The organism is Prevotella sp. SGI.167 (genome assembly GCF_050313615.1).
In the GTDB taxonomy this organism is placed as follows: Bacteria; Bacteroidota; Bacteroidia; order Bacteroidales; family Bacteroidaceae; genus Prevotella.
Map to the genome: position 1 here is coordinate 50396 of NZ_JBNPLT010000005.1, position 24780 is coordinate 75175.

18 protein-coding genes and 3 tRNA genes are annotated in these 24780 nt (G+C 45.1%); 14 read left to right on the forward strand and 7 right to left on the reverse strand.

Annotation, left to right across the window (positions count from 1 at the left end):
* Positions 1-149 precede the first annotated feature (149 nt).
* Complete coding sequence (locus ACQRBJ_RS04080; protein WP_445302921.1) at positions 150-3443, forward strand: glycoside hydrolase family 2 TIM barrel-domain containing protein; 3294 nt, start codon at positions 150-152, stop codon at positions 3441-3443.
* A 91-nt stretch (positions 3444-3534) separates the two neighbouring features.
* Here ACQRBJ_RS04080 and ACQRBJ_RS04085 read toward each other — a convergent pair whose 3' ends face one another.
* Together ACQRBJ_RS04085 and ribD are read right to left on the reverse strand one after the other, a co-directional pair.
* Positions 3535-3693 (reverse strand): hypothetical protein, encoded by a 159-nt coding sequence (locus tag ACQRBJ_RS04085; RefSeq protein WP_176425501.1) that lies wholly within the window; start codon positions 3691-3693, stop codon positions 3535-3537.
* Between the two features lie 66 nt (positions 3694-3759).
* Complete coding sequence (ribD, locus tag ACQRBJ_RS04090) at positions 3760-4797, reverse strand: bifunctional diaminohydroxyphosphoribosylaminopyrimidine deaminase/5-amino-6-(5-phosphoribosylamino)uracil reductase RibD (RefSeq protein WP_445302922.1); 1038 nt, start codon at positions 4795-4797, stop codon at positions 3760-3762.
* Between the two features lie 106 nt (positions 4798-4903).
* Here ribD and ACQRBJ_RS04095 point away from each other — a divergent pair, with 106 nt between their 5' ends.
* The 12 genes from ACQRBJ_RS04095 (at position 4904) to metG (ending at position 16951) form a co-directional block, all read left to right on the forward strand.
* Complete coding sequence (locus ACQRBJ_RS04095; protein WP_445302923.1) at positions 4904-5938, forward strand: N5-glutamine methyltransferase family protein; 1035 nt, start codon at positions 4904-4906, stop codon at positions 5936-5938.
* A 221-nt stretch (positions 5939-6159) separates the two neighbouring features.
* The gene (locus ACQRBJ_RS04100; protein ID WP_153122023.1) at positions 6160-6690 is read left to right on the forward strand and encodes a regulatory protein RecX; all 531 of its coding nucleotides are present in this window, start codon (positions 6160-6162) and stop codon (positions 6688-6690) included.
* A 118-nt stretch (positions 6691-6808) separates the two neighbouring features.
* A complete protein-coding gene (locus ACQRBJ_RS04105; RefSeq protein ID WP_445302924.1) occupies positions 6809-7540 on the forward strand; it encodes a ComF family protein in 732 nt (243 codons plus the stop codon).
* A 141-nt stretch (positions 7541-7681) separates the two neighbouring features.
* Positions 7682-8314 (forward strand): orotate phosphoribosyltransferase, encoded by a 633-nt coding sequence (gene pyrE, locus ACQRBJ_RS04110; RefSeq protein ID WP_153122021.1) that lies wholly within the window; start codon positions 7682-7684, stop codon positions 8312-8314.
* Between the two features lie 17 nt (positions 8315-8331).
* Entirely contained in the window at positions 8332-8793 is a 462-nt protein-coding gene (locus tag ACQRBJ_RS04115; protein ID WP_089543321.1) for a polyketide cyclase, read from the forward strand.
* Positions 8794-8806: 13 nt separating this feature from the next.
* Positions 8807-10144 carry an argininosuccinate lyase gene (gene argH, locus ACQRBJ_RS04120; protein WP_445302925.1) on the forward strand — a complete coding sequence of 446 codons (1338 nt, stop codon included), beginning with the start codon at positions 8807-8809 and terminating at the stop codon, positions 10142-10144.
* 19 nt (positions 10145-10163) lie between these two features.
* Positions 10164-10790: a hypothetical protein gene (locus ACQRBJ_RS04125; RefSeq protein ID WP_293629176.1), complete on the forward strand. Its 627-nt coding sequence runs from the start codon at positions 10164-10166 to the stop codon at positions 10788-10790.
* Between the two features lie 115 nt (positions 10791-10905).
* Positions 10906-10978: transfer RNA gene (locus ACQRBJ_RS04130), tRNA-Gly, on the forward strand.
* Positions 10979-10999: 21 nt separating this feature from the next.
* Positions 11000-11085, forward strand: a tRNA-Leu gene (locus tag ACQRBJ_RS04135).
* A gap of 19 nt (positions 11086-11104) precedes the next feature.
* Positions 11105-12112 (forward strand): DUF4369 domain-containing protein, encoded by a 1008-nt coding sequence (locus tag ACQRBJ_RS04140; RefSeq protein ID WP_294971167.1) that lies wholly within the window; start codon positions 11105-11107, stop codon positions 12110-12112.
* Positions 12113-12154: 42 nt separating this feature from the next.
* Complete coding sequence (locus tag ACQRBJ_RS04145; RefSeq protein ID WP_153122017.1) at positions 12155-13705, forward strand: YifB family Mg chelatase-like AAA ATPase; 1551 nt, start codon at positions 12155-12157, stop codon at positions 13703-13705.
* A 1179-nt stretch (positions 13706-14884) separates the two neighbouring features.
* Positions 14885-16951 carry a methionine--tRNA ligase gene (gene metG / locus ACQRBJ_RS04150; protein ID WP_264951163.1) on the forward strand — a complete coding sequence of 689 codons (2067 nt, stop codon included), beginning with the start codon at positions 14885-14887 and terminating at the stop codon, positions 16949-16951.
* 116 nt (positions 16952-17067) lie between these two features.
* Here metG and ACQRBJ_RS04155 read toward each other — a convergent pair whose 3' ends face one another.
* The 3 genes from ACQRBJ_RS04155 to ACQRBJ_RS04165 form a co-directional block, all read right to left on the reverse strand.
* Entirely contained in the window at positions 17068-17796 is a 729-nt protein-coding gene (locus ACQRBJ_RS04155) for a porin family protein (protein ID WP_295346955.1), read from the reverse strand.
* Positions 17797-18209: 413 nt separating this feature from the next.
* Positions 18210-19067 carry an enoyl-ACP reductase FabI gene (locus tag ACQRBJ_RS04160; protein ID WP_441935811.1) on the reverse strand — a complete coding sequence of 286 codons (858 nt, stop codon included), beginning with the start codon at positions 19065-19067 and terminating at the stop codon, positions 18210-18212.
* 129 nt (positions 19068-19196) lie between these two features.
* Positions 19197-20219 (reverse strand): endonuclease/exonuclease/phosphatase family protein, encoded by a 1023-nt coding sequence (locus ACQRBJ_RS04165; protein ID WP_445302955.1) that lies wholly within the window; start codon positions 20217-20219, stop codon positions 19197-19199.
* Positions 20220-20308: 89 nt separating this feature from the next.
* On the opposite strand from ACQRBJ_RS04165, the gene ACQRBJ_RS04170 reads away from it, so the two are divergent.
* Positions 20309-20380 (forward strand) — tRNA-Arg (locus tag ACQRBJ_RS04170).
* 157 nt (positions 20381-20537) lie between these two features.
* On the opposite strand, the gene secDF is transcribed toward ACQRBJ_RS04170, so the two are convergent.
* Together secDF and ACQRBJ_RS04180 are read right to left on the reverse strand one after the other, a co-directional pair.
* On the reverse strand, positions 20538-23561 hold the full coding sequence (gene secDF / locus ACQRBJ_RS04175) for a protein translocase subunit SecDF (protein WP_441935812.1): 3024 nt from the start codon (positions 23559-23561) through the stop codon (positions 20538-20540).
* Between the two features lie 109 nt (positions 23562-23670).
* Entirely contained in the window at positions 23671-24768 is a 1098-nt protein-coding gene (locus tag ACQRBJ_RS04180; protein WP_441932975.1) for an endonuclease/exonuclease/phosphatase family protein, read from the reverse strand.
* Positions 24769-24780 lie beyond the last annotated feature (12 nt).

A 24780-nucleotide genomic window follows, 5' to 3' on the forward strand; every position in this document is an offset into this window, starting at 1 on the left:
TTTCCTCCTGACAAATAGCCATTTTTAATTCTCCCCCAACAAAAGTGCTGTAATTATTTGGAGGTTTCAGGAATTAATCGTAAATTTGCACCAAATCTAAATAGATTCATAACTAGCTAACTTGTAATTATTAATAATTCAACCAGACAATGAAACAAAAACATTTATTTTGGGGAGCTGCGGTTGCATTGACCTTCCTCTTCAGCGCATCAGCTATTGCACAACCTAGACACACCAAGAAAAAAGTGAAGAAGGTGGTGGAGACCAAAGTTGACGTTTGTCCGTTTACAGACAAATGGGTAGAAGACGAAACTAAGTTTGAGGATCGCAAGGAAAAGGCGCACGCTACCTTCGTGCCTTATTCTTCTACTGCCACCATGCAGAAGGACGATTACTTCAAATTCCCATGGCTCACTCCTAAGCGTGCCAACTATCTGTTGCTCAACGGAAAGTGGAAATTCCACTATACAGCCGACTGGAAGCAGGGCAAGCCGGAAAAGGATGATTTCTGGGCAGACAACGCCGACGTTTCTTCATGGAAGGAACTCCAGGTGCCTCTCAACTGGGAGATGGCTGGATACGATGTTCCGGTTTACAACAACGTAGGTTATCCTTTCGAGAACAAACCTCCGTTCATCACAGCCTTCAAGGATAATTTCGACAAGAATCCGGTAGGTTCCTATCGCCGTAACTTCAACCTGCCAGAGGGTTGGGAAACAGGAAAACGCGTGTTCCTGCACTTCGACGGTGCCTGCAGCGCCATCGTGGTTTGGGTAAACGGAAAATATGCCGGCTATTCACAGGGCGCCAATACCGATGCTGACTTCGATGTGACCAACCTCGTCCGCAAGGGCGACAACAACGTATCTGTACGCGTTTACCGCTGGAGCGACGGCTCTTACCTGGAGGGACAGGATATGTGGCACCTCGGTGGTATTCACCGCGATGTTTATCTCGTAGCTACTCCAAAGACCTTCGTAGCAGATCATTACATCACATCTGCCCTGAACAAGGATTACACATCAGGCAACCTGAATGTTGACCTGACCATCGATAATGCAGCCAAGGAGAAATCTGAGAAGACGCTGGAGATTGAACTCCTCGACCCACAGGGCAAGTCTGTTGCCAAGCAGTCTGCTCAGGTTGCCATGACTGCCAAGGATGCTCAGAAGAACTGTCGCCTTAGCATCGACAACCTCACCGGTCTGAAGGCCTGGACCTCAGAGCAGCCTAATCTCTATACCGTTATCGTTCGCCAGAAGGCAGGCGACCAGGAAGAGATGGTATTCTCTACCAAATACGGTTTCAGAGAGGTGACCATCAAGGATAAACTGGTTTATGTAAACGGCAAGCGAGTATTCTTCAAGGGTGTCAACACCCAGGATATTCATCCACTCTATGGTCACGCCATCGACGTGAAAACCATGCTTCGCGACGTGATTCTGATGAAACAGGCCAATGTGAACACCGTCCGTACCAGCCACTATCCTCGTCAGGCTAAGATGTATGCGATGTTCGACTACTACGGATTATACTGTATGGATGAGGCTGACGTAGAGTGCCACAACAACCAATCTCTCTCAAACAACCCTACATGGCGCGCAGCCTACGTTGATCGCACAGAACGCATGGTGTTGAGAGACCGCAACCATCCTAGCGTGGTATTCTGGTCGCTCGGTAACGAGTCGGGCGGTGGCGACAACTTCCAGGCTACCTACGATAAGGTGAAGGAACTCCTGCCTGGTCGCGATGCTTGGGTTCACTACGAGGGTTACAATCACGGCGCCAAGTACTCAGACTTCGGTTCAGACATGTATCCAAGAATCGAGGTGGTAAAGAAGCAGATGAACGGCCTCAACGACAAGCCTTACTTCATCTGTGAGTATGCTCACGCAATGGGTCAGGCTGTGGGTAACCTGCAGGAATACTGGGATCTCATCGAGGCAAGTACAGGTATTACCGGTGGCTGCATCTGGGACTGGGTTGACCAGGGAATCTACGATACACGCCGCATCCGCAAGGGTCTTCCTCTGAAGGATCCTAAGACCGGACTCCACTACTACACATCCGGTTACGACTATACCAAGATGAACAACGGTTACAGAGGATTCCAGGGCGACTTCATGAGTAACGGTATCATTACTCCAGGCAGAGAGTGGACAGCCAAGCTCACCGAGGTGAAGTATGTTTATAGAGACGTGAACTTCGAATCTTTCTACAGCCGCGTACTCACCTTGAAGAACAAGTGCGCATTCACCAACCTTGCCGACATCTATGATCTCTGCTACGAGGTGCTCCGCAACGGCGTTTCTGTAGAGAAGAACCAGATGGCTATCCCATCTGTATTGCCAGGCAAAACCTGCGACATCAACATCCCATACACCACCGCTGTAGATGATAAGGCAGAGTATGTCATCACCTTCAGCCTCATCCTGAAGAAGGCTACTTCATGGAGCAAGCAGGGTTATGAGATGGCTCAGCAGCAGTTCAAGCTTTCTGCAGAGAACGCAGGTGGCACTTCTGTTGCCGACCCTACCTTCGTACAGAAAGACCATGGCAAATTGCCAGCTATCCAGGAGAAGGGCAAGCTGAAGGTGAAGGATAACACCATCACCGGCAAGGATTTCAGCATCACATTCGCAGAGGATGGAACCCTCGCCAACTGGACTTATCGCAATACTCAGCTCGTTCAGCCTAATGCAGGTCCTGACTTCAACGGTTTCCGCCGCATCGCCAACGACAACGTAAACCTGGGTGCTACAGGTGGTGTTGCCGAGAACGAGAATAAGGAAGAGGGTGCACTCACCGGCAAGAAGATGATGGTGAAGGCTCCTAAGAAGCAGGGCAAGAACGTGGTTGTGGAAACTGCCGTTACCAACGGTAAGGATACTCACCAGATTGCTTACATCATCTATCCTAACGGAACCGTAGATATGAAGGTGACTACCAACAATTCTTCTGAGGAAACCCGAAGAATCGGTATTACCATGCAGTTTGCTCCTGGTTTCGAGAATGTTGAATATTACGCCAAGGGCCCTTGGAGCAACTACAACGACCGCCAGAGAGGTTCGCTGTTAGGTTTGTACAAGACCACCGTGGATGGCATGTTCGAAGAGCAGAGTGCTCCTCAGACCATGGGCGACCGCCAGGGCTTGCGCCAATTGACATTGGACAACAACAGCACAAAGTTGCAGATTACCACCGAGGGCATGGTAGCCTTCTCGTTGTCTCACTTCGATGATGCCCAGTTCAACTACGACGTATTCTATGGTGGCAAGCATCCTTACGACCTGGTACGCTCTAACCAGATTTTCGCTCACTTCGATTTCTGGCAGCGTGGCATCGGTAACCGCAGTTGTGGTGGCGACTCTTGTCTGCCACAGTACATGACTCCAACAGGAGCTCATGAGTTCACCTTGCGTTTCACTCCAATGGCGAAATAAAGGAAATAAAGAATAAGATATAAAAAAGGTGGGTGTTACACGAATTGTTGTAGCACCCACCTTTTTTATATCTTGTCTTATGCCTGAATGTTTAGTAATCCTGGATGTAACCCTTGGTAAACATGTCATACGACAGGGCTTCCAGCTCGGCGAGCGTCATGTGCTCCACAGAATGCTCTATCTTGCGAATCAACTCATCTCTCTTGAAATCGTCATTATCGCTCAGGCGCGATGTAAATCTATTGCTCATTTCTTTACTTTGAACTTTGAATGTTGAACTTTGAACTTTATGATTAGCTTTGGGGCTTCTATGAAACTATTGGCGTTCATAGATATTGATGACGTTTCCATCATACGCCTCATGGCTCACTAACCGTATATTATGAGGAAGCTTGGGTGCTGCTGTTCCGGCAGTTACCACATTTTCCACATCTGTGGATAAAGATGTTTCTACCCTGATTTCATCCCATAATCCGGCATCGAGGAAAGCCTGATGGGTGATGGCTCCACCTTCTACTATCAGCGACTGCACCTTATTATTATATAGGTACTGCATCATCTGCTTCAACACCTCTTCCTTACCCCTGGAGAAATCCAAGCCCTCGAAACAAGGATGATAGCGGTCGATGACCAGTCGCATCGGGTCCTTGCCGCTCCAGTCTCTTACGTTGAGCAGACTATGGTCACGCTCATCGGTGATTCTTCCCACCAGGATAGCATCATTCTCGGCACGAAGCTTGTGCGAAAGCATCTTGGTAAAAGGCGACGAAATCGCCATTCCCTGATAATTATTATCCAGAAAACCATTCGCAGTCTGCGCCCATTTCAGGATGATATATGGTCGCTGATGGGTATTGAAAGTGATGAAACGCTTGTTGAGTTCGAGGCATTCCGCCTCCAGAACGCCTACTGTTACCTCGATTCCTGCCTCGCGAATCTTCTGGATTCCACGCCCCTGAACCTTAGCAAAAGGATCTACGCAGCCGCAGACACATCTCTTCACGCCTTTCCTGACGACCAGGTCGGCACAAGGAGGCGTCTTGCCATAATGAGAACACGGTTCGAGACTCACGTAGATGGTGGCATCCTTCAAAAGATGCTCATCTTCGGGCTTCACAGAAGCAAAGGCATTGACCTCTGCATGCCCCTCGCCACATCTTACATGATAGCCCTCGCCGATGATTCTTCCTTCTGCACTCACGATGACGGCGCCCACCATCGGATTAGGCTTCGCATTCTGCCTACCATTCTTAGCCAACTGCAGGCAGCGGCGCATGAACATTTCGTCAATCTCCTGCTGAGAGAGCGGCTCTCCCGTCTTCGGATTCTGAAAAGATACTTTATTTTGTTCCATAATTCAACTTTTCTTTGTTTTTCTTACTCATTTTCGATAAAATGTCGTACCTTTGCTCTCAAATCAAATTGCAAAGCAATATCAAATCGCAACAAGCAATATCAAGATGAAAACTTATCAGCAACTTTGGCAATCCCTTACCCCACTCTATGATGCTGGCGAAGCGCAGGCTATCGTCCGCACCGTGCTTGATGTGGAATATGGAATGACTCTGACCGACATAATCTGCGGCAAAGTTAATGAATTATCTTCAGACGAGGGAAGAAATCTGGAAGAAATTATCACAAGACTGCAAAATGGCGAACCGGTGCAGTATGTTTTGGGCAAAGCCGACTTTGCTGGCCGGACTTTCCATGTAGAGCCGGGCGTGCTCATCCCAAGACCTGAGACCGCCGAGCTTTGTCAATGGATTGTGGAAACACAGAAGGAGAACTGGGAAAATGTAGAGGAAATTATCAGAAAAGAATTTAACATCAGCCCTGACGTTGCCTTTGAGGACATAAACATATTTAAGGAAAAAGGATGGTTCAAACGCAAATATTCACGTTTGAGATTCCTCATCAAAGTGTTACATAGTTATAAAAAAGCTAGACATTCTAAACTAGCCTCTCCTCGACCAAGAATCATAGATTTAGGTACCGGCTCTGGCTGCATTGCCATTACCCTGAGCCTTGACATTCCAGATTCAGAAGTATTAGGAATAGATATTTCCGACTCTGCCTGCAATGTTGCCACAAAGAATGCCAAGCAGTTAGCGTCCAGAGCTATCTTCAAAAATGTCGATATTTTTGACTTGCTTGAAATGTGTAAAACAAACAGAGAAGATCATTTTAAAGCAGACATCATCGTGAGCAATCCTCCTTATATCTGCGAAAAGGAGAAGGCAGATATGGAGAAAAACGTCCTTGATTACGAGCCCGATCTCGCCCTCTTTGTACCCGATGAAGATCCTCTGAAGTTCTATCGAGCCATCGCGGAGTTCGCCTCATTAGAATTGCGAAGCTGGGGCATGCTCTATTTCGAGATCAACCCTCTTTACGAAAAGGAGACAAGAGAAATGCTCGAAGGATTTGGCTTCAAGAACATCGAGACCAAGGAAGATGCTTTCGGAAAGAAGAGAATGATGCGAGCTATGAAATAGTCTATTAGATAAGCGGATTGCAAATCCGCAAAATAATAGGGTCGAACATTTTTTGACGCCGGATTGCAAATCCGGCGGAACGCCTAACGGAAGACTACGCCTAGCGATTCCAGAAAGTCCACCGCCAGACGTCCCTGCGGATTTGCAATCCGCAGTAAAAAAAGGTTCGTCCTATCAAAACCGGAGGATTTGTAATCCTCCCAATAAAACATAAATGCATTATGGAATATTATGACAACTCCAAGCGCCCCAAGAAGCCGATGACAGAGGAACAGGCACTACTGAAACTCACCACCCTCTGCACGAAAGCCGAACATTGCTCGCAAGAGATGCTTGACAAGATGAAGAAATGGGGACTGGAAGAGGAAGCCATCGCCCGAAACATGGAATTTCTGACTCAGAAGAAATTTATCGACGATGAGCGCTTTGCCCGCTTCTTTATCAACGACAAGATAAAATATAACAAGTGGGGACGAAGGAAGGTGGAGCAGGCTCTCTGGCTGAAACACATTCCCAAGGAAATCTCCGACCCCATCTTCGAGGAAATCGAGGACGATATGTACACGGAAACCCTCCTGCCCCTGATGAAAAGCAAATATAAGAGCATCAAGGCTAAAAACGATTATGAACGCTCCATGAAACTCATCCGTTTTGCCCTTGGCAGAGGATACAGCATGGATGTAATTCACAAATGCATCGACAAGATGAAAGAAGAAGATTTGGGCGACATCGATTTCGAAGAAGACTTCTAGGGAAGAAAGTGAAGAACGAAGAGTGAAGAGTGAATAATTCAACGGCTTTACTAATCATAAAGTTCAATGTTCAAAATTCAAAGTTCAAAGTAAAGAAGTTCAAAGTAAAAAAGAAGTAATGCAAATCAGCCTATTAGGGAAAATACTAGACCTGTTATTTCCCCGCCACTGTCTGATGTGTGGTAGACGCCTTCATGGGCCGGAAGAAATGCTCTGCACATCCTGCCTCTCGACTTTGCCTCGTACAGATACCTGGGAAAATCCATACGAGAACGAGATGGCAAAGATTTTCTGGGCACATATTCCCATCGAGCGATGCGCCTCCTTGTTTTATTACCAGGGCCATTCGCCTGCCAGCCAGTCCGTCTATGCCCTGAAATATGGAGACAGACCGGATGCAGGCTTCTTCTTGGGAGAAATGATTGGCAAAGAAGGAATCGAGAGAAAATTCTTTGAAGGAATTGACGCCATCATCCCCATTCCACTGACACCCAAAAGGAAGGAGAAACGTGGCTATAATCAAAGCGAACAAATAGCCCTAGGCATCAGGAGGCAAACCCAGCTGCCCATCATCACCGATGCAGTAAGAAGGGAAGTCTTCACCGAAAGTCAAACCCACAAGAACAAACGGCAAAGACAGGAGAACGTGGAACATGCATTCCAGCTTGCTACATACTATCACGATGAGAAAGGCAGAAAGCACCCCATCACACACCTGACGGGCAAACATCTTCTCATCGTAGACGACGTCTGCACCACGGGAGCCACCGTCAACGCCTGCTGCCAGGAACTCATGAAAGCCGGCAAAATGAAATTCAGCTTCACATCCGTAGGATGGACGAAGGAATAAAAAAAGAACTGAAGAATAGTCGAAAACAGCAGAAAAATGGGCTTGAGGTATAAAAAATATATAATAAATCGCATCTTTGTGGCAATAACTCACTTTTTTGTAGTACCTTTGCCAAAAATTAATTATTAATTCCTTATAATTATGGACAAACTGAAGAAAGAATTCGCATCTAAGTTATTGAAGGTTAAGGCTATCAAATTGCAGCCTAACGATCCTTTCACTTGGGCTTCTGGCTGGAAGTCTCCTTTCTATTGTGATAATCGCAAGACATTGTCTTTCCCTGAACTCCGCAACTATGTGAAGCTCGAGCTCGTACACGCCATCCTGGAGCAGTTCCCAGAGGCTGACGCTGTTGCCGGTGTGGCTACAGGTGCCATCGCACAGGGTGCCTTGGTTGCTGACGAGTTGCACTTGCCTTTCGTTTACGTCCGTTCAAAACCAAAGGATCACGGTATGCAGAACCTCATTGAAGGTGAGCTCGACCCTAAGGCTAAGGTTGTTGTTGTAGAAGATTTGATTTCTACAGGCGGCAGCTCACTCAAGGCTGTAGAGGCGCTCCGCAAGAACGGCAACGAGATTGTGGGTATGGTAGCTAGCTACACCTACGGTTTCCCTATAGCAGAGAAGGCTTTCGCTGATGCTAACGTGAAGCTGGTTACCCTGACTGACTACGAGCACGTAGTGGAAGAGGCTCTCGAGACTGGCTACATCAAGCAGGAAGACGTAGAGTTGCTCCACGAGTGGCGCAAGGACCCAGCTAACTGGAAGAAGTAATTTTTGACCCATCAATAATGAGTACAAGTACATTCGAAAGTAATATCAAACAGATTCCTCACAAGCAGGAATCTGTTTTTAATACTTTGAGCGACCTCAACAACCTGCAGGTGCTCAAGGACCGCTTCGAGCAGGTGAAAGACCAGATTCCTGAGGACAAGAGAAAGGAAATGGAGAAACTCAAGGACCTGAGATTCGACAGCGACAGCATCACTATCAACGCTCCTATGGTGGGCGACCTGAAGATGCGCATCATCGACAGAGATTTTCCAAAAACCATCAAGTTCGAGACAGAAAACAGCCCTATCCCATTCAACTTCTGGATTCAGCTGCTCCCTACAGGAGAATTCTCATGCAAGATGAAGCTCACCATCAAGGCTGAGCTCAACATGTTTATCAAGGGTATGGTGAAGAAGCCATTGCAGGAAGGCATCGAGAAGATTGCCGACGCCCTGGCGATGATTCCTTACCAGGATTAAAAATAAAGAAATTATGGCACATAAACTTTGGGAAAAGAACTTTGAAGTAAACAAGGAAATCGAAAGATTCACCGTAGGCCGCGACCGTGAGCTCGACCTCTATCTCGCCAAGTACGATGTACTGGGAAGTATGGCGCACATCACCATGCTCGAAAGCATCGGACTCCTGGAGAAGGATGAACTGGCACAGCTCCTCGCAGAATTGAAGAATATCTACGCCATCGCTGACAAGGGCGAGTTCGTCATTGATGACGGCGTGGAGGATGTTCATTCCCAAGTAGAACTGATGCTCACCCAGAAACTGGGCGACATGGGTAAAAAGATTCATTCGGGAAGATCACGCAACGATCAGGTTCTGGTAGACCTCAAACTCTTCACCCGTCATGAGTTGAAGGAGATTGTGGACGCAGTGAAGATTCTCTTCGACGAGCTGATTCAGAAGAGCAACCAGTACAAGGATGTTCTGATGCCGGGCTACACCCACCTGCAGGTGGCGATGCCTTCATCATTCGGACTCTGGTTTGGCGCTTATGCTGAGGGACTTGCCGACGACATGCTCTTCCTGCAGGCTGCTTACCGCATGACCAACCGCAACCCGTTGGGCAGCGCAGCAGGATACGGAAGTTCATTCCCATTGAACCGCACCATGACTACCGAGCTTCTCGGTTTCGACAGCATGGACTATAATGTGGTTTATGCCCAGATGGGCAGAGGAAAGATGGAGCGCAACGTGGCTTTCGCCATGGCTACCGTGGCAGGAACACTGGCAAAGATGGCTTTCGATGCCTGCATGTTCAACTGCCAGAACTTCGGCTTTGTGAAGTTGCCTAAGGAGTGCACCACCGGTTCCAGCATCATGCCTCACAAGAAGAACCCTGACGTATTCGAGCTGATTCGCGCCAAGAGCAACAAGCTGCAGAGCTTGCCTCAGCAGGTGATGCTCATCATGAACAACCTGCCGGTGGGTTACTTCCGCGACCTTCAGATTATCAAGGAAGTGTTCCTTCCTGCCTTCGACGAGTTGAAGGACTGCCTGCAGATGGCTGCTTACATCATCAACAAGATGGAGGTGAACGAGCATATTCTTGATGATTCTCGCTACGACCCAATGTTCTCTGTAGAGGAAGTGAACCAGCTTGCTGCCAACGGAATGCCTTTCCGTGACGCCTACAAGACTGTTGGACTGGAAATTGAAGCAGGTGAATTCAAGCCAAATAAAGACATTCATCATACTCACGAGGGAAGTATCGGCAATCTCTGCAACGACAAGATTCAGGAACTGATGGAGAAAACCCTCTCAGAATTCCACTTCGAACGCATGGAGAATGCAGAAAAGGAACTCTTGAAATAAAAACAGAAAAGGCTTCTGTATGAAGAATAGCATATATAATAAGGTATATATATATAATAAGGTGAAGAGCATGGCTGGAATAGCTATGCTCTTACTTTGTTCGTGCGATGCAGAAAACACCATCAGCACACAATACCTGTGCCAGTTTATCTTCAGAACCCAATATCATCTCGACTGCAGCATTGTTACTGCATTGAGTGGCGCAGGAACCTACACCATGGTTAGTGCCAAAAGGGTAAACGGAGTCTGGAACATCTACTCCACCCTGAACGACGGCAGGAATCATACGGAGACTATCATCCTCTCAACTGCCAAGGAAAATTACGCCAACTATAGCCACATGGGCGCTGGAAGCAATACAACCGACGCAACCAAAAACGGCTTTATCTTGGGAACAACCAACTTCAACGGTTACGCTGCGTGGGACCGTCAATGCCCTAACTGCATCCAGCAATATGGCGGGACCAACTATCCGCTGGAATGGACAGGAAACCGCCAATCAGTCGTTTGCAACAAATGCAAAAGAGTTTATAACCTGGAAAACGGCACGATAACAAGTGGCGGTCAAGGAAAAAACGACAAAGCACTCATGAGATACAGAGTGGTTTATTCGGGCAACGGAAGCGTGCTGACAGTAGGTAATTAAGCGAAAATGCTACATTTTAAGCCATAAAACGAAAAAAATGAGGATTCTTCGTCTTAAAAAATGTAAATCTTTTGGTAGAATGAAGAAATAGCATTACCTTTGCACTCGCAACAATGCGGAAATAGCTCAGTTGGTAGAGCACAACCTTGCCAAGGTTGGGGTCGCGGGTCCGAGTCCCGTTTTCCGCTCTAACTCTTAACGTTTACCATGCCGCAATGGTGGAATTGGTAGACACGAGGGACTTAAAATCCCTTGGCCAGTAATGGCTGTGCGGGTTCGAGTCCCGCTCGCGGCACCCCTTAAAGTTTTTCATTATGAAAAAATTTGCTTACATCATATATTTTATTTCAGTTTTAATACTTACCTCATGTGGGGCAAGAAGTGGTTATTTTCAAATTGAAGGCAAATTTCTTCACATGAACCAAGGTGAATTTTATGTTTATAGTCTGGATGGAGGCTTTGAAGGTATGGACACTATCAAAGTACAAGGTGGCCGTTTCTCTTTCGAAAAACCATGCAAGGAAAACTACACCATCATGATTGTATTCCCAAACTTCTCTGAACAGCCTATCTTTGCTGAATCAGGAAAGTCGGTAGATATCAAGGCGGACGCTTCTCACCTGAAGGAAATGGAAGTGAAGGGCACTAAGACCAATGAACTCATGACCAAGTTCCGTCAAAGCATCCTCAACGACACTCCTCCACAGGAGAAAAAACATGCTGAAGATTTCATCAAGGCAAACACAAAATCTGTTGTAAGCCTATACCTGATAAGAAAGTATTTCTTTGCCAATTCTTCACCCGACTACGACAAAGCACTTTCTCTCCTTGCACTTCTTGAAAAAGAACAGGGAAAGAATCCTCTATTCGGTAAAATGAAGACATGGGCAACCGATACCAGAAACAGCAGCGTAGGAAAACAGTTGCCAACATTTACAGCCTACGACCTGAATGGCAAAATGGTTTCATCTGCCGATTTGAGTAGCGCTCCAGTGGCTGTCATCTATACATGGGCATCATACAACTATGACAGTCAGGAACTTCAGAGAGAACTCAAGAGACGCCAGAAGAAAGCTAACGGAAGGCTCAAGCTGATGGGATTCTGCCTGGACGCCAGCAAATATGAATGCAAGCAGAACATTAAGCGAGATTCCATCACTTCTCCAACTATCTGCAACGGAGAGATGATGGAAGACAAGACCCTGAACAAACTGGGACTCAAATCCCTGCCAAATATCATTCTGCTACAGAATGGAAAAATCATCGCCCGAGGCATGAAAAAGCAAGAGCTTTACAATAAGCTCGACGAATTGCTTAAGTAAAAACATCGAGCCATACCATAAACCTTTAAAACCAGTAGCCATATGTTAGTAAAAGCATATTGTGCAGCAGTTAATGGCTTGGAAGTCACTACTGTAACCGTAGAAGTAAGCCTGAACAAGGGTGTAATGTATCATCTTACCGGTCTGGGAGATGAGGCAGTAAGGGAAAGCCGTGACCGTATTGCGGCTGCCCTACAATATAGTGGCTTCAAATTCCCGATTGCGGATATTACCATCAATCTGGCTCCTGCCAATCTCAGAAAGGAAGGAAGCAGCTTCGACCTACCGTTGGCAATAGGCATCATGGGCGCAAACGGGAATATTCCAGAAGAGCACTTGAAAGAATACATGATGGTAGGAGAACTGAGCCTTGACGGCACCTTGCAACCCATAAAAGGCGCACTTCCTATCGCTATCAGAGCCAGAGCAGAACATTTCAAAGGACTTATCGTACCGGAACAGAATGCCCGGGAAGCAGCTGTCGTAAACAATCTTGTGGTTTACGGCATGAAAAATCTCTTTGAAGTAATCCAGTTTCTCAGCGACCAGTCTGCACCAGAACCAACCATCGTAGATACGCGGAAGGAATTCTACGAGAACCAGACTCATTGCGACTATGACTATGCAGATGTACGTGGACAGGAAAACGTAAAACGTGCACTGGAAGTGGCTGCTGCAGGCGGTCATAACCTTATCATGGTAGGCCCTCCGGGATCAGGCAAATCCATGATGGCAAAAAGACTGCCATCCATCCTTCCTCCTCTAACCTTATCAGAAAGCCTGGAAACAACCCAGATCCACTCTATTGCAGGAAAACTGGGCAAGAATGTCTCACTCATTTCCCAACGACCATTCAGAGCACCTCACCATACGATTTCACAAGTAGCCCTAGTCGGTGGAGGAACCAGTCCTCAGCCGGGCGAAATATCATTGGCGCACAACGGCGTGCTCTTCTGCGACGAACTTCCGGAATTCAACAAAACAACCCTTGAAGTACTGCGACAACCATTGGAAGATCGCCACATCAACATCAGCAGGGCAAAATATTCCATAGACTACCCATGCTCCTTCATGTTTGTAGCAAGCATGAACCCATGTCCATGCGGCTATTACGGTGACCCTACCCACAAATGCGTCTGCACACCAGGACAAATCCAACGATACATGAATAAAATATCAGGACCACTGCTTGACAGAATAGACATACAGTGCGAAATAAGTCCTGTACCGTTCAAGGACATCTCCAAAGCTGCGCCAGGCGAACCTAGCGCAAATATCAGGGAGAGAGTGATAAAAGCCAGGGAGATTCAAGCCAACAGATTCAAAGACTTCAAGGGCATTCATTGCAATGCTCAAATGACGGAACGGATGATTCACCAGTTTGCAGAACCGACAGAGGAAGGAATCAACCTCCTGCGCATGGCCATGGAGAAATTGTCTCTTTCTGCCAGGGCATATAATAGAATTCTGAAAGTGGCAAGAACAATAGCCGACCTGGCTGGTTGTGAGAACGTAGAGCCTCAACATCTTGCTGAAGCCATAGGTTACCGTACATTAGACAGAGGAGACTGGGCAGAAAGAGGACAATTGTGACAAAATGTTGGATAAAAAAACGCATTATCGCCCTCTTAATACTGCATAAATATAAAGAAAAAGATAACACAAGGGGAGTAAATTCTATCACAACAGAGGTAATAACTGTTGTTTTTTAACAATAAAGACACATTTTTACTCCAAAAACAAGAATAAATACCCCATACATTAACAAAAAAGCCCTAACTTTGCATTCGTAAACAAGATCATACGGCAACGTAGTGGTCAATTATTAACAACAAAAACTTTTAAGATCATGGATTGCATTTTTAAAATTACATCAGCAGTAAAGAAAATAGGTTTCGTAGTCTTGCTCGCAGAGTTAGCTGTCATTGCCTATATGAGTCTTTAAGACATTATAATAAGTATAAGGGAGGTTATCAATCAATTGCACCAGAAATATACATTCCTGGTTCAAAAAAGCCTTAGCGCACCTTTAAAGGGGTTCGTTAAGGCTTTTTTGTTGTACATAACAGACAGCCCTCATTTTTACAACGCAAGAAATACAGATAAAAAAATATCCATTCTGAAAACGGAGACGGAGTTCATTTAGGGTAAATTTTACGCTTATCATAGCAAAACTATTGTTTTTACCCATATTCTAAACAATTCATACCCCAAAAAATCAATATTTACCCCACAGATAACAGAAAAACCACTACCTTTGCAATCGAAAAAAGAACCAAGCACATAAGTGTAAGGGGTAAATTACAACAACAAAACTATATAGAATATGAATTGCATTTTTAAAATTACAGAATTAGTTAAGAAGATTGGTTTCGTTATTCTTATTGCAGAGTTGGCTGTTATCGCCTACATGAATGTAATGTAAGAATTATCCTATCATCATCAACATAAAAAGAAGGATATTAGGATAACAAGACGAAACAGGGTAATAACTTCTCTATCATAGAGAAAAAACAAGAAAACAAAAGAAAACAATAACAGATAAAAATAGTAAATGATAATAAAAAAAAGACTCTAAGCTCAACTGCTTAGGGTCTTTTTTATTTTCGGACAACTCTACTTATTATTGCTGTTTTAGCTCTTTTTATCCATTTTCCACACAAAATGCCACCTTATTATATAGATAAGTAAGAAAAAGGAGCGCCAATCCTTTCTACTTTCCAACATTTTTTTGTAATTTTGCAGGCAAATAACAAAAATATATTAGCTAATATGGAACAAAAGAATTTCAAACGTACCACCGTAACCGCAGCATTGCCTTACGCTAACGGTGGTGTGCATATCGGCCACCTGGCAGGTGTTTACGTGCCAGCCGATATCTATGTTCGCTATCTTCGCCTCAAGAAGCAAGACGTTGTTTTCATCGGCGGTAGCGACGAGCATGGTGTACCAGTAACCATCCGTGCCAAGAAGGAAGGTATTACAGTACAGGAGGTTGTTGACCGCTATCACAACCTCATCAAGAAGAGTTTCGAGGATTTCGGCATCTCTTTTGATATTTACAGCCGTACCACTTCGCCTACTCACAATAAGTTTGCTTCTGACTTCTTCCGCACTCTCTACGACAAGGGTGTATTGGAGGAAAAGGTAGAGGAGCAGTTCTGTGATGAGGTAACAGGCGAATTCCTTACCGACCGTAACATCGTGGGCACTTGCCCTCGCTGCGGTGCAGAAGGTGCCTATGGCGACCAGTGCGAGAAATGTGGTGCTACCCTCTCTCCTGAGGAACTTATCAACCCTACCAACAAGAACAACCCTGGTCATGGCCTCGTGAAGAAGCCTACCAAGAACTGGTATCTTCCATTGAACAAATATCAGGATTGGTTGAAAAAGTGGATTCTGGAAGGTCACAAGGAGTGGCGTACCAATGTTTACGGTCAGTGCAAGAGTTGGTTGGATATGGATCTTCAGCCACGTGCCATGACCCGTGACCTAGATTGGGGTATTCCGGTTCCTGTAGAGGGAGCAGAAGGCAAGGTGCTCTACGTTTGGTTCGATGCACCTATCGGCTACATCTCAAACACCAAGGAGCTTTGCGACGCTCATCCAGAAAAGTGGGGAACATGGCAGAAGTGGTGGCAGGATCCTGAAACACGTCTTGTTCACTTCATCGGCAAGGACAACATCGTGTTCCACTGCATCATCTTCCCTACCATGCTGAAGGCTCACGGCGACTATATCTTGCCAGACAACGTACCAGCCAACGAGTTCCTGAACCTGGAGGATGATAAGATTTCAACATCCCGCAACTGGGCTGTATGGTTGCACGAGTATCTCGTAGATTTGCCAGGCAAGCAGGATGTATTGCGCTATGTTCTGACAGCCAATGCGCCTGAGACCAAGGACAACAACTTTACATGGAAGGATTTCCAGGAGCGCAACAACTCTGAGTTGGTTGCCGTTTACGGTAACTTCGTAAATCGTGCCCTCCAGCTCACCAAGAAGTATTGGGGCGGCGTAGTTCCTGCCTGCGGCGAATTGCAGGAGGTAGACGAGAAGGCCATCGCTGAGTTCAAGGACGTGAAGGAGAAGGTTGAGCAATATCTCAACGTATTCAAGTTCCGTGAGGCTCAGAAAGAGGCTATGAACCTGGCTCGTATAGGTAACAGATACATCACAGAGTGTGAGCCTTGGAAGGTTTGGAAGACCGATCCTAAGCGTGTGGAGACCATCCTGAACATCTCCCTCCAGCTGGTAGCCAACCTCGCCATCGCCTTCGAGCCATTCTTGCCATTCTCTTCAGAGAAGCTCCGCAAGATGATCAATATGCCTAACTTCGAGTGGACTCAGCTCGGCAGCACAGATCTGCTCAAAGCTGGTACCCAGCTCGGTGAGCCTGAATTGCTCTTCGAGAAGATTGAGGATGAGGTAATAGAAAGACAGCTCCAGAAGCTTGCTGACACCAAGAAGGCCAACGAGGAGGCTTCTTACCAGGCAGCTCCTATCAAGCCAGAAGTTAGCTTTGATGATTTCGAGAAACTCGATATCCGCGTAGGTCACATCCTGAACTGCGAGAAGGTAAAGAAGTCTAAGAAGCTTCTGAAGTTCACTATCGACGATGGTTCTGGCGTAGAGCGCACCATCTGCTCAGGTATCGCAGCCTACTACGAGCCAGAGCAGCTGATCGGCAAGGACGTATTGTTCGTAGCCAACTTTGCTCCTCGCAAGATGATGGGCATCGAGAGCCAGGGTATGATTCTCTCTGCAGTCAACTTCGACGGCACTTTGAATGTTACTTCACTCCTTGGCAAGGTTAAGCCAGGAAGCCAGGTAGGTTAATCTTTGAGAAACAAAAGGCTAAAAGTCCTTTGAAATAAGAACAAAAGAAGCCTTTTTTAAATAAAAATCTAAAAAGCTCTATATCTTCAATACTGAGGATATAGAGCTTTTTCTTATTAAAGCGCAAAGCGATAGCCTATTGTAAAGGTGAATACCTTATTCTTGGAATCTCCGGCATCCTCCTTATTTACCTTGGTTAAACCTATATGATAGCGGGCATCCAGAATAACGTTCATATACTCATACGATAAACCCACAGGAATAGACACATTCACCTTCTTGGCAGCGTAAATACTCTCCACTTCCCGGCTTTCCTTGTAAAGAGTAGAACCAGTCTTATTATCCTTCTCCAACTCTGTTTCTTCCGACAACATCTTGCCATCACCGCACAAGAAACCCACCTGTGCACCAGCCATGATGGCAAACTGAGGAGCCACGTATGCTTTCAGCATCAAAGGAATCTGAACATAGTCAAGATTCAGATGATGATTCTTGACACCCGTATATTTCTTGATGCCATTATTAACAACATTCCCATTTTCTGCCATCTCATAATCACCCCATCTGGCACCCTGACGGACATAACAAGCACCTAGAGAAACACTCAGATAGTCTGTGGCACGATACTCCACATCAAGTCCGCCCAAGAATCCAGTCTGATTCTTAGACTTCACCTCCCTGCCGTTTTCTGTTGTCAGATAAATGGAATTATCACTCAGATTTGCGATAGCCACACCGATACGAGGAATCACAGAAAATCTTCCTACAGGATTCTCCTCACCTTGTGCCATTGCTCCTATAGCAGAAAGCAACAACATCATCACGATAGCAATGTTCTTTTTCATTATATTCTTTCTTGAATTGACAATTTACACCTTATTATATATAAATAAACTCAAAAACAGGAAGAATATTGCATCTATAATATACAAGAAACAACTATTAAAACTAATCTAAGCACATATTCAAAAGGAAAAAGGTTACCCTTCAGCTGTATAATTAACAAATCAAGACTCTGCCAGGCTGTTATTCATATAGTTTAAAGTATGCATATCACACGCCGTGCACCGAGCGAAGCTTGCTTGTGCGTCGTACGATGTGAACATTTACGACGTTCGACGCATGTGCTCACACCGTTCGATGTGAGCCAAAAGACAAATAGGCAATACACCGCTTTCCCTGTAGGAAACAGCATGTATTGCCTATTATGAGTAGATGTGATGATGTGTAATACATCATTCTTTCCTTATTTTTTCAATTATCCGTAGATAACCTTCCCATTCTCATCCTCGTAAGGAGTCATATCCTTAGCATACTGGTTCATGGCGCGGAGGCTCATACCCATAGATGAGAAACCACCATCGTGGAAGAGGTTCTGCATAGTTACCTTGCGGGTGAAGTCAGAGAACATCATTACGCAATAGTTAGCGCAATCCTCTGCTACCGCATTTCCGAGTGGAGACATCTTGTCAGCAAAGTCCATCATATTCGCGATATCCTTGATACCCTTACCTGCTGTTGTAGCTGTAGGGCTCTGAGAGATGGTATTGATGCGGACATGCTTCTCACGACCATAGATGTAGCCGAAGCTGCGTGCGATGCTCTCGAGCATGCTCTTGGCATCAGCCATATCGTTGTAACCGAAGAAAGTACGCTGAGAAGCTACGTAAGTGAGAGCTACTACAGAACCCCACTCATTGATAGCATCCAACTTCTTGGCTACCTGCAACATCTTGTGGAAAGAGATAGCAGAAATATCCAAAGTCTTGTTCAAGAAATTGTAGTCGAGATCATCGTATGTACGATGCTTACGAACATTAGGGCTCATAGCAACAGAGTGGAGCACGAAGTCAATCTTGCCACCGAGCTTCTCCTGAGCCTCAGTGAATACCTTTTCCAAATCCTCAACGCTGGTCGCATCCGCTGCGATGACAGGAGCGTTGATCTGTTCAGCGAGCTTATCCAGCGTACCCATACGCAAAGCCATAGCTGTATTACTGAGTGCGATGGTAGCACCCTCTTCAGCAGCCTTAACGGCTACTTTCCAAGCGATTGATTCCTCATTGAGTGCACCGAAGATGATGCCACGCTTGCCTTTTAACAAATTGTGAGTCATTGTTATCTTAATACTATATGTTTGTAAATCGTGCGCAAAATTACGAATTTTGTGCAATATATGCAAGCTTTTTCACAAAAAAGTGCATTTTACACCTTCTTTTTTGAGAAAAGTCAAGCAAATCATGCCTTATTTATCATCTATCAGAATCCGAGCCACTAATGGAAGATGATCACTGTAACCCCCTAAATACTTCGGACCCAGGTAGGTTCGATAAGGTTTTTTACCACCATATTTCTCATCATCTTCGAGCAAGAAAGGCAAATCTCCTATCCTGCTGACATTTTCCTGATGCTGCATCGATTCACTCAGCAGAATCTGGTCAAGACTTCTCCATTCACCATGCCAACGATAAGTAGCCTTAGCACCATTACTCCCTTTAGCTTTAGAAGAAATATTAATAAGATGATGCTGATAAAGATATTCAAGTGCAGGAGAGTCGTGATAATCATTGAAATCTCCTGCCACAATAATTTTGGCACTATCATTGATTGCATAGATAGAATCAACGGCAGCTGCCAGTTGATTGGCTACCTGCATACGATAAGGTCTGGATACCAATTCACCACCTCTACGACTCGGTGCATGAACCACAAATATATGTAAAGTATCATCACTCATGATCCGACCGGAAGCATATAATATATCTCTCGTAGGACGCGAATGGGGTAATCGCTTAATACGAATAGGACAGGAATGAATCAAAGCAAAAGAAAAGGGATGATACATGAGAGCAACATCAATACCACGCTCATCAGGAGAATTCGTCATTACATACTCATAACCTGCCGTACGAAGAGCAGAGCGCTTGGTTAAATCAAACAACACGCTATCATTTTCCACTTCACAAAGAGCAACGAAATCCGGAAGTTTCCATTTTTTGCCAGAATCAGTCATCGAGTTGGCAACATGAGTTGCCATTTCTCCATTATTGCTTATATGCTTGACTGAGTAATCTTCATAGCCCAAAGCAACTATAGTTTGAGACAGAAGATTCAGTTTACGCCAATAGCGGACGGGAGTCCAATGATAGTTGCTTTCTGGAAGGAACTCAACATCATTTTTAAGCGAATCATGACTCGTATCGAAGAGATTTTCACAGTTTAACTCAACAAAAGTGAGGAAACTTGATAACAACAATGATAAAAACATAGTTAATAATTTTGTCGTGTCAATGATTTGATGTATCTTTGCAGTCAAATTGCAAAACGCAGAAAGATCTGACTGTTTTAGCAAGGGAAGGTCCCATAGTTTAATGGATAGAACGGAGGTTTCCTAAACCTTTGATCCGAGTTCGATTCTCGGTGGGACCACTTCTTCTACTACAAACCTTATTTACCGGAATCATCTGGTAAAAACTATAAAAGGTCGCTCCTAGAAACCAGGAAGCGACCTTTTGTTATTTATAGTATTTGCCGTTATCTATTTCCATCCAGTTTTCACCAGATGGAAATAAGATAAAACAACTTTTTACTTAACTTCTGCAACAGCAACCTCCTCAGCTGGCTCCTCCTTGATCTTGCGACCAAGAACGATGTAAGCCATAGGAGAAGCGATGAAGATAGAAGATAATGTACCGAATACAACACCCAGAATCATTGCGAATGAGAAGCTGCGGATACTGTCACCACCGAGGATGAAGATACAGAGCAACACAATCAATGTAGATGTAGATGTATTGATGGTACGAGCCAATGTCTCATTGATAGATGCATTGAAGATCTGCTGACGATCTCCCTTTGGATGCAACTTCAAGTTCTCACGGATACGGTCGAATACTACCACCTTATCGTTGATAGAGTAACCTACCACGGTCAGGATAGCACCGATGAAGGTCTGGTCGATCTCCAATGAGAATGGAACGAGCCCCCACAGGAGTGAGTAGAAACCGATTACTGTCAAGGCATCGAATGCCAACGCAATAGTAGAACCTACAGAGAAGGCCACGTTGCGGAAACGTACCAGGATGTAGAGGAAGATGGCAATCAGAGCGAAGAGCACACTATAGATAGCACCCATAGTGATATCTTTAGCTACTGAAGGACCTACCTTAGTACTACTGATAATAGAACCACCCTGACGAACGTCTGGGTTCTTGAATGCCTCAACACTCTTCTGAGATACCAGGTTGGCCTTCTTCAAGGCATTGTAGAGGATAGTCTCAGCCTCATCGTCAACAGTTGGACTGTTGCTCTCAATCATATAGTTGGTAGATACACGGATAGTCTTACCGTCTGTACCGATAGCGATAGCGCTGGTAGTAGCCTTGGTTCCGTCTGCATTGACGAATGCATCGCCGAGAACGGTACGGATCTGCTCAGGCTCTACAGGGTTCTCGAACTGTACCACATAGTTACGACCACCAGTGAAGTCGATACTCTTACTCAAGCCACGAACAAAGAAGCTACCGATGAATACCACAGCAGCAATGATAGCTACGGTGAAGGTAGTCTTGTACATAGACATGAACTTGTACTTCTTACCCTGCATCAGGTTGTGAGAAACAGGAGTATCAAACTTGCAGTGCATCCACTTGTCGTGGTTCAACTTATAGTCGTAAACCAGACGAGTCAGGAACACAGCAGTGAAGAATGAAACTACGATACCGATGATCCATGTGGTAGCGAAACCACGGATAGGACCTGTACCAGTTGTCAACAGAATAACACCAGTAATCAACGAAGTCAAGTTAGAGTCGAAGATAGCAGAGAAAGCATTACCATAACCGGCAGCTACAGCCTGCTTCATACCCTTGCCAGAGCGAAGCTCCTCTTTGATACGCTCATAGATAAGCACGTTAGCATCCACGGCAGTACCCAGAGACAAGACCATACCGGCAAGACCTGGCAATGTCAAGGCTGCCTGGAAGGACGTCAGAATACCGAGTGTGAAGAATACATTGACGAGCAATGCCAGGTTAGCCATCATACCAGGAATGATGTTGTACATCATAACCATGTAAACCATCAGGAGTACGAAAGCTACAACGAATGATACAATACCCATCTGGATAGACTGTGCACCGAGAGTAGGACCTACAACCTCCTCCTGAACGATACGTGCAGGAGCTGGCATACGACCAGACTTCAATGTATTAGCCAAGTCCTTGGTCATTTCGATAGTGAAGTTACCGGAAATCTGTGAGTTACCACCATCAATCTCACCGTTTACACGAGGAGCTGAGTAAACTACACCATCCAGAACGATAGCGATAGCCTTGCCCACGTTAGCCTTGGTCATCTGAGCCCACTTGCGGGCACCCTCAGTATTCATCTTCATGCTTACAACAGGAGAACCCATCTGGTCGAACTCATCCTTAGCGTCTGTGATGACATCACCCTCCAATGGAGCACGACCTGTAGTAGTTGTCACCTTCAAAGCGTGAAGCTCATAGATATTCTTCATCTTGATATTGTCAGCAGGCTGTGCACCCCAGAGCAAACGCAAGTCTGAAGGCAGCAGGCGCTTAGCCACTGCAGAATAGATAATCTTGTTGATAGCAGCTGTATCGCGAACGCTGGCATAACCAACAATACTCAAACCACCACCGAGCTGCAAACGAGCCAACAATGGGTGAGCCTTGATAGCAGCAGCATTCTGAGCATCCTCGCCTACCTTGGCAGCAGCATCGTCCTTCTTCTTGATAGAGAACTTAGCCTCAGCCTTCTTAGGCTCTGCCTTAGCTACTTTCTTCTTAGCGGCAGCAGAATCTGCAGCTACAGTATCATTCTTCTCCTCACCATTGTCACCATTAGCGATATGAGTATCGAGCTGCTGGAGATAAGGAGCGATTTCCTCTGAGTTATATGTCTCCCAGAACTCAAGGTTAGCACTACCCTGAAGCATCTTACGCATACGCTCTGGCTGGCTGATACCAGGCATTTCTACCATGATACGGCCCTGCTGACCTTCCAACTTCTGGATGTTAGGCTGAACAACACCGAACTTATCGATACGGGTGCGGACAACGTTGAAAGAGTTGTCGATAGCCTCCTGTACAGAAGCGCGGATAGCCTTCTCTACCTCTGCATCGCTGCTCTGAGGAGAAACCTTGCCCTGCAACTGCTGAGTTGCGAACACTTCTGCAAGTTTATGACCAGGTGCGCTCTTGTGATAAGCGTTAATGAAAAGTGACACGAAGTCACCACCGTTAGCTTCTTCCTGAGCTCTAGCTTCCTTCATGGCATTGGTAAAACCAGCGTCGGTCTTGTGATCGGCAAGGTTTTCAATTACATCAGGTACTGAAATCTCAAGGATTACATTCATACCGCCCTTAAGGTCAAGTCCAAGACCAATCTGAGTCTCCAAGCAGTTCTGATAAGAATAAACACCCAAGTACTTAACAGAATCCTTATAATCCTGCTGTGCAATAGGGTCTTTGATCTTTGCAGCCTCGCCGTCATAATAACGTGTGGCGAACGAGAATGACAAATAGAAGATACTTGCGAGTGTCAGTAAGACGGCTACACAAATTACAATTCCTTTGTTTTGCATTTCTATTTTATTGTTATTAATTTATTTATTTTCAGTCTTATTATTGTTGCTACATATATAATGACGTGCAAAAATACGCATTTTTTTTCGTAAATAAGAATAATTTGCGCTATTTTTGATGTTTAGCCCTCATTTTTAGCTTACAAATGATGGGATAGTGGTCAGAAACAGCGATTTTATCATCAACTTTACACTCGTAAGGTTCCCAATCATCTGAACATAAAATATTGTCAATGCGAACAAAAAATCCACTATGATGGTAACTAATCCCCAATCCGTTGCCACTGGAAACAAAGCAATCAGTCAATCCATTAGCTATCGTCCGATGTGCATAGGAAATAGGACCGTCATTAAAATCCCCACAAACTATTTTACTCATTTTCCCATAATGCTTCAGATAGCTGGCCACAGCCTCAGCTTCCGAGGCACGCTTTCGGGTAGCTTCAGCTAACTTCACAACTAAAAGCTTTGATGTATGTTCAGCAGTATCCACTTCCAGTTTTCCCACTACAAGTCTTTTAAACTGCTTTCTTTCTTCCAGACTTAAACCAGTCGTTTCCAGATGATTATTAACCAATAACACTTCTCGACCCCTGATATTTAAGCGATAAGCCACACTCATATTACCTTTAGACTGATAAGGAATAATTTCCTTTGATAATATCGGGAATTTACTCAAGAGCATCAGGCAATTTCCACCACCAGGATGCATGGTCGTATCTTGAAAAGCATATAGCGGTTTTAACAAACTATCTATCTGCTGAACATTTCTTGAGGTTGGCATCGCTTCCTGCAAACAAACAATATCTGCATCTTGTTCCTGAATATATGCTAAAGAAATATTAGTACCTTCAGAATCCTCTGTCTGGTCGCCAAAATTCCACGTATTATATGAAAGCACCTTGATACATTTAGAAGGAGTCTCACCATTTACATTAATGGGCATATACTTACGAACAGGAACAAAGCATACCAGAAATCCCACAAATGGTATTGTAGCATATTTTGGACGGAACAATAACCAAAAGAGGAGAAAACACAAGTTGATTGCCAAGAATAACGGAAAAGTAAGCCCAGCATTTGTAAAAATGCCAAGCTTCTCAGGTGACAAGACATCTGAGAAGCCTACCAAGAACATGATTACTATCGTAGCCACATTGGCACCAGCAATCATCCGATAAGTAAATTCCTTAAATCCTTTAAACATAAGTTTTCATCT

Bases quoted from the DNA above. Each gene is read 5' to 3' on its own strand.
- ACQRBJ_RS04180 (WP_441932975.1), bottom strand. From the start codon at position 24,768: ATGTTTAAAGGATTTAAGGAATTTACTTATCGGATGATTGCTGGTGCC.
- ACQRBJ_RS04155 (WP_295346955.1), bottom strand. From the start codon at position 17,796: ATGAAAAAGAACATTGCTATCGTGATGATGTTGTTGCTTTCTGCTATA.
- ACQRBJ_RS04140 (WP_294971167.1), top strand. From the start codon at position 11,105: ATGAAAAAATTTGCTTACATCATATATTTTATTTCAGTTTTAATACTT.
- metG (WP_264951163.1), top strand. From the start codon at position 14,885: ATGGAACAAAAGAATTTCAAACGTACCACCGTAACCGCAGCATTGCCT.
- ACQRBJ_RS04105 (WP_445302924.1), top strand. From the start codon at position 6,809: ATGCAAATCAGCCTATTAGGGAAAATACTAGACCTGTTATTTCCCCGC.
- pyrE (WP_153122021.1), top strand. From the start codon at position 7,682: ATGGACAAACTGAAGAAAGAATTCGCATCTAAGTTATTGAAGGTTAAG.
- secDF (WP_441935812.1), bottom strand. From the start codon at position 23,561: ATGCAAAACAAAGGAATTGTAATTTGTGTAGCCGTCTTACTGACACTC.
- ACQRBJ_RS04095 (WP_445302923.1), top strand. From the start codon at position 4,904: ATGAAAACTTATCAGCAACTTTGGCAATCCCTTACCCCACTCTATGAT.
- ribD (WP_445302922.1), bottom strand. From the start codon at position 4,797: ATGGAACAAAATAAAGTATCTTTTCAGAATCCGAAGACGGGAGAGCCG.
- ACQRBJ_RS04145 (WP_153122017.1), top strand. From the start codon at position 12,155: ATGTTAGTAAAAGCATATTGTGCAGCAGTTAATGGCTTGGAAGTCACT.
- ACQRBJ_RS04085 (WP_176425501.1), bottom strand. From the start codon at position 3,693: ATGAGCAATAGATTTACATCGCGCCTGAGCGATAATGACGATTTCAAG.
- argH (WP_445302925.1), top strand. From the start codon at position 8,807: ATGGCACATAAACTTTGGGAAAAGAACTTTGAAGTAAACAAGGAAATC.
- ACQRBJ_RS04115 (WP_089543321.1), top strand. From the start codon at position 8,332: ATGAGTACAAGTACATTCGAAAGTAATATCAAACAGATTCCTCACAAG.
- ACQRBJ_RS04165 (WP_445302955.1), bottom strand. From the start codon at position 20,219: ATGTTTTTATCATTGTTGTTATCAAGTTTCCTCACTTTTGTTGAGTTA.
- ACQRBJ_RS04125 (WP_293629176.1), top strand. From the start codon at position 10,164: ATGAAGAATAGCATATATAATAAGGTATATATATATAATAAGGTGAAG.
- ACQRBJ_RS04100 (WP_153122023.1), top strand. From the start codon at position 6,160: ATGGAATATTATGACAACTCCAAGCGCCCCAAGAAGCCGATGACAGAG.
- ACQRBJ_RS04080 (WP_445302921.1), top strand. From the start codon at position 150: ATGAAACAAAAACATTTATTTTGGGGAGCTGCGGTTGCATTGACCTTC.
- ACQRBJ_RS04160 (WP_441935811.1), bottom strand. From the start codon at position 19,067: ATGACTCACAATTTGTTAAAAGGCAAGCGTGGCATCATCTTCGGTGCA.